Raw genomic sequence first — 12276 nt, forward strand, 5'->3', positions numbered from 1 at the left:
TGACAACAATGACAAGAAATCAGGGCATAAAAGATTCTATCTTAGATTTAGTAGGGCAAACGCCACTTGTAAAATTACAAAGAGTTACCAAAGATTTAAAAGGATCTTATTTCGCAAAATTAGAAGCTTTTAATCCAGGGTTATCTCAAAAAGATAGAATTGCATTGCACATTGTAGAAAATGCAGAGAAAAAAGGTATTCTAACAAAAGGAGCTACAATTGTAGAAACTACTTCTGGTAATACTGGTTACAGTTTGGCAATGATTGGCTTAGTTAAAGGCTACAAATGTATCTTAGCAGTATCAGATAAATCATCTCAAGACAAAATTGATTTACTAAAAACAATGGGAGCAGAGGTACATGTTTGTCCAGCAAATGTGCCAGCAGACGATCCAAGATCTTATTACGAAGTTGCAAAGAGAATTCATTTAGAAACTCCGAATTCTGTTTATATCAATCAATATTTTAACGAATTAAATAGCGAAGCACATTATAAAACCACTGGGCCAGAAATTTGGAAACAAACAGAAGGTAAAATTACACATTTAGTTGTTGCTAGTGGAACAGGAGGTACAATTTCAGGTACAGGTCAATATCTAAAAGAGCAAAATCCTAATATTAAAATTTTAGGTGTAGATGCTATAGGTTCTGTATTAAAAAAATATCATGAAACAGGTGAGTTAGATTTAAATGAGGTTTCACCTTATAAAATTGAAGGTTTAGGAAAAAATTTAATACCAACTGCTACCAACTTTGATGTGATAGATATTTACGAAAAGGTTTCAGATAAAGAAGCAGCTTTTGCTGCTAGAGATATTGTACAGCAAGAAGGTATTTTCTGTGGATACACTTGTGGTGCAGTTTTACAAGCAACAAAACAATACAATGCACAAAATTATTTTACAGAAGATAGTTTTGTTGTACTTATATTTCCTGATCATGGCTCTAGATACATGAATAAGATTTATAATGCAAAATGGATGAAAATTCAGGGTTTTATCGATTAATTTTTTAAAATTAGAACAAAACTTCGCTAATTGTCTAAACTCTATTTTTTTGCTAACTTTGCAAACTTGAAAAAATAGTAGAAAATGACGACAGATTTATTCGATAGAATTAAAAAAGATAAGGGTCCTTTAGGAAAATGGGCAGATCAAGCAGAAGGATATTATGTGTTTCCTAAGTTAGAAGGTCCTATTTCTAATAGAATGTCTTTTAATGGTAAGAAAGTAGTTACTTGGAGTATTAATGATTATCTAGGTTTAGCTAACCATCCAGAAGTACTTAAAGTTGATGGAGAGGCTGCTTTAGAGCATGGTATGGCTTATCCAATGGGTGCAAGAATGATGTCTGGTCATACACCTTTCCACGAACAATTAGAAGAAGAATGTGCTGCTTTTGTAGAAAAAGAAAAGGCATACTTATTAAACTTCGGTTATCAAGGTATTATGTCTGCAATTGATGCATTAGTTTCAAAAAACGATGTTATTGTTTATGACATAGATACACACGCTTGTATTATTGATGGTGTTCGTTTACATGCAGGTAAACGTTTCGTATATCGTCATAATGATATGGAAAGTTTTGAGAAAAACATTAAACGTGCTGCAAAGATGGCAGAAAAAACAGGTGGAGGAATTTTGGTAATTTCTGAAGGTGTTTTTGGAATGCGTGGAGAGCAAGGTCGTTTAAAAGAAATAGTTGCCTTTAAAAAAGAATACAACTTTAGATTATTAGTAGATGATGCTCATGGTTTTGGTACACTTGGTGAAGGTGGTAAAGGAACTGGTTTTGAGCAAGGAGTTCAAGAAGATATAGACGTCTATTTTGCAACTTTCGCAAAATCGATGGCAGGTATTGGAGCTTTCTTAGCAGGAGATAAAGATGTAATTCAGTTTTTACAATACAATTTACGTTCTCAAATGTTTGCAAAATCTTTACCAATGGCAATGGTTAAAGGTGCTTTAAAACGTTTAGATATGATGCGTACAATGCCAGAGTTAAAAGAGAAATTGTGGGAAAACACAAATGCTTTGCAATCTGGTTTAAGAGATGCTGGTTTCGATCTTGGAACTACACAAACGTGTATAACTCCAGTTTTCTTAAAAGGAGATATTCCAGAAGCAATGGCTATGGTTAACGATTTACGAGAAAATCATGGTATATTCTGTTCTATTGTTGTGTATCCTGTAATTCCAAAAGGATTAATTATTTTAAGATTAATACCAACAGCAACACATACTCAAGAAGATATTGATGAAACCATTACTGCTTTTTCTGCAATTAGAGAGAATTTAGAAAATGGAACTTATAAGAAAATTGCTGCATCAATGATGTAAATGAAATTTTCATAAAACAAAAAAGCCAAACAGCAATGTTTGGCTTTTTTGTTTTAATTAATCTTCAGTAAATCCATTTTTCTTTAGAATACTACTATACCACTGGTAAGATATTTCACCTCGTTTATAGTAAGCTTTTACTTCTTCTATACTACCTTTTTTACCATAATCTATTGTATTGTTTAAAGAACCATCTTTATTGTAATATTTCCATTCACCAATTTTAATTCGCCAATTCTTGTAAGTACCTTTTGACTTTAAAATCCCATTTTTATAAAATTTTTGAATTGAGCCTTCTACTAAATTGTTATTATAGTTTCCTATTTCTTTATAATTTCCGTTTTCATAATAGTTAATCCATTTTCCTTGTCCAACACCATTTTCAAATTCTTGCCAAGATTCATAATTCCCATTTTTATATTTGGCAAATAAAATTCCTGTAAAAGGTTTATTATCACCTTTGGCATAATATTTATAAACTCCATTAGTAGTTTTACCAGTTGCATCTGCCATAGAAATCTCTTTTTTGATTTCTGTATTACTCATTGGCAACATTTGTTGAGCGAAATTATTTATCGTATATAAAATGCTAATAAAGGTTAAAATACTTTTCATTATTTAAGTTGTTAATTATTAATGTTTTAAGTCATTAAATTACAAAATACAACTTTAAAGAAATGTTAAATCTTTTTAGAATATATCTACTTTAAATAAGGGAATTGGAATAAGCTACTTAAGCTATTCTTAAAGGCTTTTATCTGTCTAAATTGTAATCAGGTTGTGAAATTTGTTTAACAAAGATTAAGGCATCATAGGTGTCTGCATATACCTTATTTATCATTATTTTATGAAGAGGTTTTGGTTGATAGCCACCAGCAGCAATTAATAAATGTTTGTTTTTTTTGTTAAAAAAGTTAGAAGTACCATTTTTATTCGCTTTCTCTAAATCTACAAAATAAATATTCTTATTTACAGACATTAGAGTATAGGCGTATGTTTTTTTAAAAGGTTTTTTTATATGATGAATTTCCCAACGATTACCACTTTTTTTGTTAGTTGTTAAACCATCAATTTTACCAACTCCAAAATCAAACCCAATACTATAGTAATCATCTTTATAATAGTCTTTTAAATGGCGACCTAAATTTATGATTTCACTTCCTGTATAATACATCTCTTTTTTATTGACATGTTCATTATGTGCCCAAATAAATGCCTTACCATTTTCAGCTTCATTTTCAACAATCCATTTAACATTTTCGAACATCTTTAAATCTCTACTCTTTGTGCTTTCTGGATATTTTAAATTAATTTTTGATGCGTATTCAGTATATTTAATCAAATAATCTAGACTTCTTTCTACTGAATTGTATGCTACATCTTTCTTGTTAGATTTTAAAATTTCTTTTTTTAATTGATTTAATACAGGAAGTTGTTGTTGCCACCAATTATCTTTAACACTGTAATTTATTTTTTTGTTTGCACAACTATCTACAATTTTTAATATTTTCTCTGAAATATTAATTTTATTAGCATCAATAAACTCGCGTATTTCTAGGTTAATTCTTTTACCAACTTGAATATCCATTCCATAAAATCGAATTTGGTTTTCTATTGGTTTGTTTGCGTTATAATTTCTCATCCATGCTAAGAGGTTCACAATTTCTTTGGTATACCAATAGCCAATATTAAAATTTTTAGCAATTGTTTTAATATCTCCTTTTCCACCACTTATCCATTCATTAATTCCTTTTTCTGCTTGATAAGATTCTTCCATAATAAAAGTTCTTACACCTTGTGTTTTAACTAAATATTTAAAAAATTTAGCTTTCAGGTTAAAAAACTCCTTGGTATTATGAGAAGCCTCTCCAAAACCAAAAATTTTAGCATTTTTAAATTTTTCAGGTATATTTTTATTAAAATTAATCAGTTCAGAATCAGGGTTAGCGTTTTCAATCTCGATAGAATTTTTTGTAATCCAATTTATGGTTTCTTGCTTTTGAGAATTTATAGAAAGAGGTAGGATTAAGATGAAAAGGAGCAAAATTTTATTATTAGAAAAAAGTCTATTAATTAATTTTAGAATCACTTTTATATTATTTACTATAGATTAAGCATCGAATGTAGTAAAAACGAACAGTATAAACATTAATGCTTATCTACAATTAACTTTACTTTATGTTTCTAAAGAGTTATAAAAGTAACCCTCACTTTAACTTTATTTTTCATGAAATTCTAAAATAGCTTTTAGAACTTTATTTGGAGTTTCTACATGAGGATAATGCCCAGAATTTTCTAGCAAAGTAATGTTTGCATTAGGTATTAATATTGCATATCTATCAGCCATATGTTTACCTGAAATTGGATCTTCAATACCATTAATAAGCAATAGAGGAATAAAATTTTTAACTAATGGAGCTAACCATCTTTCTCTATGTAGTTTTCGCTCTTTCATATAACGAATTAATCTAGGAATCATAGCAATACCATTGTTATGAACTATTAAATTCCATGTTTCATTTAAAAACTCTGAAGTAGGAGGATGAGCTTTGCTGAAAATTCCGTTCATGCTATTTGTAAATGATTTTTTAGACATGAATTTAGTTACAAAAGAACCTAAAGGAGAAATGAGCAGTTTTTGAATAAAAAGAGCTTTATGTGTTTCAGGAAAAAGACCACCATTCAGAAAAATACAAGATTGCCAAAGTATTTTAGAACTGTTTTCTGCTTGCCTTGCTAATAATTCTTGAGCAATAGTATCACCTAAATCATGAGCTAATATATGTGCTTTAGAAACGTTTTTCTGAATCAATAACTCTTCTATCATATCTGCTTGTAAACTAATTGATAATGCTCTATCAGGTTTTGCAGATTTTCCTAATCCAATTAAATCAAAAGTAATAACGTCAAACCTTGCTGTTAGTTTTGACCATATTTTTTCAAAGTCCCAAGAAGAAGAAGGAAAACCATGAATACAAACTAATGTTTCACCTGTTCCAGCTCTTTTATTAAAAATCTTGAGCTCATTTACTTTAGTAAATTCACCACTTTTGTACCATTCTTTTACGTTCATAATCCTCTATTCACATAATCTTTGAAAGTACTAATTATTTAGTTAATGTGTCGTTAATAAAATATTCTCTTTAATTACTGATGATATTTTTAGCTTCAAATTTTTTATTTCTGAATTTAGACTTATTAACTTTAATTTTATTCTTTAAAAGTGGGAATAAAAATATCATTCAAAAAAGCAAAAGGTAATTTGTCTTTTGGTGAGTTATAAGCACCACCTGTAAAGATGGCTACTAAGTTCAATGAAGGCAGAATCATTATGTATTGGCCTCCATTTCCTGTAGCTATTTTAGATTGAATAATAGTGTTTTTGTGGTTAAAAGGAATGTTCCACCATAAATAACCATAATCTATATTTGTAATTTTAGTTTTAGGTGAAGTAGCTTCTTCAATCCATTTTTTTGATACAATTTGTTCGCCTTTCCAAGTGCCATTATTTAGAACTAACTGTCCTATTTTAGCCAAATCTCTAGGAGTCATATAAACTCTTTTGGCTGATGGTATCACCTTTTTTTTAGAAGTATGGCTCCAATAGAAATTATCAATTCGTAAAGGGTCAAATAAATATGTTTTGGCAAACTCATCTATAGATAATCCAGAAGTTTGACTAATGATTTCAGCTGTCAATACAACACCCATTGTGCAATAAGTAGAGGTTGAGCCTGGTTCATTAATTATTGGTAAATTTAATGTGTACTGCAGCCAATCTTTTCGCTTATAAACTTTATCCTCTTGTCCTTTCGATTTTTTATTCCAGTCATCACAATCTAAACCACTAGACATGGTGATTAGATTTTTTATGGTGATTTCGTTTTTCCTTTTATCAATATTTTTAGCAGGTACAGGGCTTTTTAAATATTTTGAAATAGGATCATTTATATCTTCAATAATATTCTTATCTAAGGCTATACCTAATAAAATAGCAACAATACTTTTAGTTACAGATCTTAGATCATGAGGTTTATCAATAGTGTATCCTTTATAATATTCCTCAAGAACTAGTTCGTTATTTTTTATAAGTAAAATACTATGAATTTCATTTTCTATGTTTAAAAGCTGAGTAAATGCTTTATGAATTAAAGTAGTATCTATATTCTGGTTTAGAATGCTACCTGTTTGCCAGCCATCTTTAAGTGTTACAGGTTTTTTGTAAGTGTATATGTTTTGAGAATAACCAATAAAAACGATTAAAGAAAAGAAGAAAAAGAGAAGTGTTTTTTTATTCAATTTCATAATCATGCACAAATGTTAGGTGAGGACTACTAGCCATTAAATTAGGATTTGTGCCTTCAATTCCTTCAGGAATAGAATGTTTACGTTCTTTGTAATACTTAATCCAACTAGGCATGGGTTTACCTGATTTGCCATTAAAAGTCATTGGATGAGTAAGAAAAGGAATAGCATCTTTTGGTAAATTTTGTGACGAAAACATCTTGTAAACTAGCTCAGAACAATAGTAAGAGTTGTCATCCCATAGAAAAATTTCATCATAAGGAGTACCTAATCTATCTAAACCATATTGAATGGCTTTCGAAAAGTATTTTTGATAATTTTCATCTAGTCTTGCAACTGTAGTCTGAGATTTATTCGCCTTATTTTTATTTCTATCTAAAAAATCATTTAAAGATGTTTTTTGAATTCCCTTTTTGGGGATAGCTTCAACCACAAACCATTCACCATTCTTTTTTGTGGCTATACCAACATGAGAATAATTTTTGGCCATTTCTGTAGCTGTTACATCTTTTATTGCAGTATCAATTTCATCTGTGCCTGTATTTTGAAACAGTATATCACCTTCTTTCAGTTGAAAATTATTATTTGTTTTAGTTGTACAGCTCAATAATAAAAAAGAGAAAATAAATACAAAATATATACATTTATAGCTACTAATCATAATGTTGTTTTTGAATTAAAGTTTATTATTCTATGTAGATAAATACCTTTTTTTATGATGCATCGAATTTAGGAAATAATGTTGGAATGCTTAAATGTAAATTAAATCCAAATCATTAAATTTTAAAACTAGATTATGGTTTAAAGTAGTAATCACATTATTAATCAATCTTATAGATATAATCGTGCTTCATTCTCTCAGATTTTGATTTTAATTGAGAAATACTAAGAGATTCATTATTGATGGTTATATTTTTTATTAAATAATTTGCCCATCTATAATTACTAGATTTTGCAATTTGAATAGTAGTATTTGGCTTTGCATAAAATACAAATGTAGAATCTGATGTTTCTGTGAATAATAATTTCACATCAGTTTTATTTTGCTGAAATTTTTTAGGATTATGTATACCTGTAACAGCTTTAAGACTAAATGATTTTAAAATAGCATTTTTTAGTTTTAAGCTTGATTTTAAGCTTGATTTTAAGCTATGTGTAATCTCAATTTTTTGAGTTGTTTTCGTAGAATTTTGGATGTAAAAGTCTGTTGGAATAGTACAATTGTAAAAAGTTAATAATAAGGTAACTAATAAAAATAAGTTAAATTTTCTCTTAATCATTTATGAATTGAGTTTGTAATTATTTGCTATTTACAACAGATAAATCAAGTAAATGTTTTAATAGGTATTCTAAAATATGAAAGTATTAAATATATAAAATTAACAACGAGGATTTAAAGCAATACTCATTTTTTTAGACTTTATAATATTCATACTACAAAAACCAAATCTGTTGGTAATTTTACCATAACAAGCATAAATACCCATACCATTTATTGGGTACAAGTGCACCACATTTGTAAAGTGTACAGCATCAAAATAATTACCATCTACATCTATAAAAGTGCTTAATCTCATTAATTTTCCTGTACTTGTTTTGTTATATCTTGTGGTTACAAGTTTACCATAAAGAAGCACATTTTTATCAGCATATTTATACATGTCTTTTGCTTTAATATGCTTGTGATAATCTTCTATAACCAAAGAAAAATAATCATAAGTAGTAAAATCTATCAATTCTAATTGATCATAAACATCTTCTAACCAATGACTTTCTAGTTTTGGTATCTTAAATTGTTGATGTGGAACTCCAAATAGTTTTCCTTGGCTTACTAATTCGTTTTTCTTAGTTCCATTTATTCTAAAGGTAGCCTCCCATAACAAAGTTGTTTTTGGTTTTTTTGTAAACCTAAAAGCATTAATTCTAATTAAAATAGTGAGTTGCTCTATAGATATAGAAACTCTATCTAAAAAATTATTTAGAGAAAGGAATTTACCTTCTGTTTGACGACTGCTTAAAATTCTTTCTATTAATAAATGTTCTAAGTTTTTTAGGTAACCAAAGCCTAAAAAGATGGTTTTACCTTTTACAATATTAGGATGATCGCTTGTGTTTATACAAGGCAATTCAATTGTTGCACCTCGCATTTTTGCTTCATGAATATAGTGTTCTGTAGAATAAAAACCACCACCATTATTTAAAACAGCAGTCATAAACTCAATAGGGTAGTAGCATTTTAAAAATAAACTTTGGTAGCTTTCTACAGCATAAGAAGCAGAGTGTCCTTTAGCAAAAGCATAACCTGCAAAACTTTTAATTTGATTCCAAACCTCAAAGATTAACTCATCTTTAAACCCTTTTTTTCTACAGTTTTCTATAAATTTATTTTCTACAGCTTTAAACTCAGATACTGATCTGTATTTACCACTCATTCCTCTTCGTAAAACATCAGCTTCGCCTAAAGTTAAATCTGCAAATTGATTGGCAACTTTCATTACATCTTCTTGGTATACCATAACTCCATAGGTTTCTGGCATAATTTTTAACAAAATAGGATTAGCATTTTTTCGATGTTCAGGGTATCTGTGCCTTTTAATAAACTCATCTTTCATTCCAGAGCTAGAAACCCCAGGTCTAATAATAGAACTTGCAGCTACCAGACCTAAATAATCTTGCGTTTGTAGTTTTTGCATTAAACCACGCATTGCAGGCGATTCTACATAATAAGCCCCAATTGCGCCTCCTGTTTTTAAAAGGTTGTTTATTTTTTTATCGTTCTTAAAACGCTCAATATCTGTAATGTCTATTTCTGGTGCATCAGGATTATTTTCTTTAATTAGAGCTAATGCATCTTTTATTTTTGCCAAACCTCGCTGACCAAGAATATCAAATTTAAAAATACCAACATCGTCTGCAATATTCATATCAAACTGAACTGTAGGAAAGTTTTTTGGAGGCAAACTTGTTGCAGAAAAATAATGAATAGGTTTGTCTAAAATTAGAATTCCTGCAGAATGTACACTTACATAATTTGGGAAGCCTTCTATGAGTTTTCCGTATTTTAAAACCAAATGAGCCATAGAATCAAACTGACTCTTTTTTTCTTGATTGATTTTCTTAGTGGTAGTTGCTAATTTTTGAGACCTTGAATAGTTACCAAGGGTAGAAACACCTTTGCTTAGTTTGTCTATTTCTTCTTTTGGCAAACCAAAAACTTTACCCAATTCTCTTACAATAGCTCTGTATTTAAAGGTTACATAGGTAGCTAATAAAGCAACATTGTTAAAACGATTAAAAATATAATTGGTTACAATGTCTCTATCTTTCCAAGAAAAATCGATATCAAAATCTGGAGGAGATGCTCTAAATGGATTTATAAAACGCTCAAAATACAAATCTAATTCTATAGGATCTACATCTGTAATACCAATAATATAAGCAACAATACTATTGGCTCCACTTCCTCTACCAACATGAAAAAAGTTGTTTCTTTTGGCAAAGTGTATAATATCATAATTTATTAAAAAGAACGATACAAACTTTAAGTCTACAATAACCTTTAGCTCTTTTTCTAAACGATCATATACTTTTTGAGTAGGCTTTGTATATCTTTTTTTTAAATTTTCTGCACATAGTTTCTTTAGTAATTTACAATCTTCATCAAAAGAATTGGTGTAAAATTTTAAGTTTTGATTGGTTCTGTTTTCATTAAACCCAAAGTTGATAGTACACGCATTTAATAAGTTTTCTGTATTGGTTATAACATTCGTAAAATCTTTAAAGTAATTTTTTAAGTCTTGAAGCGTGTACATAACATCTGTTTCTAAACACTCTTCAGTTTTAGATAATTTACTTAACAGAATATTTTTATCTATAGCTCTAAGTAAACGATGTGCATTAAAGTCTTTTTTATTGCGAACAGTAACTTGTTGTTGAATTACAATTTTGTCTTTGTATTTATTTAAATAAGAAAATCTAAGCTTATTAATTTCGGCTACAGAAACCCCTACAAATTCGTTTTTTTTAAACGATGTTAAATTAAGTTCTAGTGCTTTCTCAAAAGGATAAATAATAAAAACATCCTCTAAATATTTAGGTTGATTAGGAAAATCTATTTTAGCTTCTAAAAAGTAAGAGAGGTAAGCATTAATTTGTTGAAAACCCCTGTTGTTTTTAGCAATAGCAACAAATTGTTGTGAGTTTCCATTTCTAAAATCTACCCCAATTACAGGTTTAATATTTAATTTATTTGCTTGCTGCACAAAATTCATACAAGCAGAAGTATTATTAATATCTGTAAGTGCAATACAGTTGCTCTTATTTTTTACAGCCAGTTGCAAAAGGTCTATTTCAGAGAAGGTTCCAAAACGCAAAGAGTAATATGTATGACAATTTAAATACATACATTATTGTTTTCTATGAGCTAAAACTAAAGGAGGTTCACCATTAAAAGGATTATTGAATCTGCCAATGGTTTTTGCACCCATTGCAGAAGCTCTCATAATGCTTAATTCGCCATATTTATCACGAACAGTATCCATTGCATTGTACAGATTTAGCATTTGCTGAGTATCATCAAATAAATTAATTTGATAATTACCATTTACAATATCAGATACTTTTACACCTATCAAACGTATTAATAATCTTCTTTGATATAGTTTTTGAAAAAGGTCTAAAACTGTTGGTATAATAATATGATCTGCACTTGTGTAAGGTATTTTTATTTGCTTGCTGTAAGTGTTAAAGTCTGAGTATCTAATTTTTACACTAAAAACAGAAGCTAATTTGTTTCCCTTTCTAAGCTGATAAGCTAAATTTTCTGCCATTGCAAAAATGGTTTCTTTTAGCTTTTTTACATCTATAGTGTCTTTATTATAAGTTCTTTCTGTAGATAATGATTTGCGCTCATGATAGGTAATAATAGGAGGGTTGTCTAACCCATTTGCACGTTTCCAAATGGTTTTTCCGTTTTTGCCTAACACACTTATCATCATTTCTAAAGGCATTTCTTGTATCACTTTTACTTTATCTACACCTAGATTTCGTAAAACTTGATAGGTTTTTTCACCCACAGAAGGTATTTTTTTAATTGATAAAGGAGCTAAAAAGTCTTTTTCAAAACCCTTATTTATTAAAAGTTGATTGTTAGGTTTTGCTTCTCCTGTTGCAACTTTAGAAACAATTTTGTTTTGAGATAACCCAAAAGAAATGGGTAAACCACTTTCTTTAATAATTTTCTGACGCAATTCTGATGCATATTTATAGCTGCCAAAAAAAGCATCCATTCCAGATAAATCTGCATAAAACTCATCAATACTCGCTTTTTCAAAAACAGGAACTTTATCACTTATAATTTCTGTAACAATATTTGAGTATTTAGAATAAATACCTGTATTGCCTCTAATAACAGCAGCTTCTGGACATAGTTTTCTGGCAATTTTCATAGACATTCCAGAATGTATACCAAAAGCTCTAGTTTCATAACTACAAGCAGCAACAACACCTCTGTCTCCTGTACCACCTACTAAAAGCGGTTTTTTTTGAAGCCTACTATCAATCAATCGTTCACAGGAAACGAAAAAAGTATCTAAATCAAGATGTAAAATATGTTTATTCACACTACAAAATT

At 29.1% G+C, this 12276-nt stretch carries 10 protein-coding genes; 2 read left to right on the forward strand and 8 right to left on the reverse strand.

Going from position 1 to position 12276, the window contains the following annotated elements:
* Window positions 1-8 precede the first annotated feature (8 nt).
* Both capA and capB read left to right on the forward strand, forming a co-directional pair.
* Complete coding sequence (gene capA / locus LPB302_RS00980; RefSeq protein WP_053974486.1) at window positions 9-1007, forward strand: cysteate synthase; 999 nt, start codon at window positions 9-11, stop codon at window positions 1005-1007.
* A gap of 84 nt (window positions 1008-1091) precedes the next feature.
* Window positions 1092-2339, forward strand: coding sequence for a cysteate-C-fatty acyltransferase (capB, locus tag LPB302_RS00985; protein WP_053974487.1), 1248 nt, complete (start codon window positions 1092-1094; stop codon window positions 2337-2339).
* 57 nt (window positions 2340-2396) lie between these two features.
* On the opposite strand, the gene LPB302_RS00990 is transcribed toward capB, so the two are convergent.
* The 8 genes from LPB302_RS00990 to dinB form a co-directional block, all read right to left on the reverse strand.
* Window positions 2397-2954: a toxin-antitoxin system YwqK family antitoxin gene (locus LPB302_RS00990; protein ID WP_157593844.1), complete on the reverse strand. Its 558-nt coding sequence runs from the start codon at window positions 2952-2954 to the stop codon at window positions 2397-2399.
* Window positions 2955-3093: 139 nt separating this feature from the next.
* Window positions 3094-4428, reverse strand: a complete 1335-nt coding sequence (locus tag LPB302_RS00995) for an erythromycin esterase family protein (RefSeq protein WP_231658723.1) — start codon at window positions 4426-4428, stop codon at window positions 3094-3096.
* A gap of 129 nt (window positions 4429-4557) precedes the next feature.
* A complete protein-coding gene (locus tag LPB302_RS01000; RefSeq protein ID WP_053974489.1) occupies window positions 4558-5412 on the reverse strand; it encodes an alpha/beta fold hydrolase in 855 nt (284 codons plus the stop codon).
* A 137-nt stretch (window positions 5413-5549) separates the two neighbouring features.
* Window positions 5550-6644 (reverse strand): serine hydrolase domain-containing protein, encoded by a 1095-nt coding sequence (locus LPB302_RS01005; protein ID WP_231658724.1) that lies wholly within the window; start codon window positions 6642-6644, stop codon window positions 5550-5552.
* Window positions 6631-7251: a YiiX/YebB-like N1pC/P60 family cysteine hydrolase gene (locus LPB302_RS01010; RefSeq protein WP_053974491.1), complete on the reverse strand. Its 621-nt coding sequence runs from the start codon at window positions 7249-7251 to the stop codon at window positions 6631-6633. The genes LPB302_RS01005 and LPB302_RS01010 overlap by 14 nt, the downstream gene beginning before the upstream one ends.
* Before the next feature lie 214 nt (window positions 7252-7465).
* Window positions 7466-7924: a hypothetical protein gene (locus LPB302_RS01015; protein ID WP_053974492.1), complete on the reverse strand. Its 459-nt coding sequence runs from the start codon at window positions 7922-7924 to the stop codon at window positions 7466-7468.
* Between the two features lie 99 nt (window positions 7925-8023).
* Window positions 8024-11047 (reverse strand): DNA polymerase III subunit alpha, encoded by a 3024-nt coding sequence (locus LPB302_RS01020; protein ID WP_053974493.1) that lies wholly within the window; start codon window positions 11045-11047, stop codon window positions 8024-8026.
* Window positions 11048-11050: 3 nt separating this feature from the next.
* Window positions 11051-12265: a DNA polymerase IV gene (dinB, locus tag LPB302_RS01025; RefSeq protein WP_053974494.1), complete on the reverse strand. Its 1215-nt coding sequence runs from the start codon at window positions 12263-12265 to the stop codon at window positions 11051-11053.
* Window positions 12266-12276: the final 11 nt, after the last annotated feature.

The sequence above is a fragment of the Polaribacter dokdonensis genome, assembly GCF_024362345.1.
Lineage (GTDB): Bacteria > Bacteroidota > Bacteroidia > Flavobacteriales > Flavobacteriaceae > Polaribacter > Polaribacter dokdonensis.

Bases quoted from the DNA above. Each gene is read 5' to 3' on its own strand.
- capA (WP_053974486.1), top strand. From the start codon at position 9: ATGACAAGAAATCAGGGCATAAAAGATTCTATCTTAGATTTAGTAGGG.
- capB (WP_053974487.1), top strand. From the start codon at position 1,092: ATGACGACAGATTTATTCGATAGAATTAAAAAAGATAAGGGTCCTTTA.
- LPB302_RS00990 (WP_157593844.1), bottom strand. From the start codon at position 2,954: ATGAAAAGTATTTTAACCTTTATTAGCATTTTATATACGATAAATAAT.
- LPB302_RS01000 (WP_053974489.1), bottom strand. From the start codon at position 5,412: ATGAACGTAAAAGAATGGTACAAAAGTGGTGAATTTACTAAAGTAAAT.
- LPB302_RS01005 (WP_231658724.1), bottom strand. From the start codon at position 6,644: ATGAAATTGAATAAAAAAACACTTCTCTTTTTCTTCTTTTCTTTAATC.
- LPB302_RS01015 (WP_053974492.1), bottom strand. From the start codon at position 7,924: ATGATTAAGAGAAAATTTAACTTATTTTTATTAGTTACCTTATTATTA.
- LPB302_RS01020 (WP_053974493.1), bottom strand. From the start codon at position 11,047: ATGTATTTAAATTGTCATACATATTACTCTTTGCGTTTTGGAACCTTC.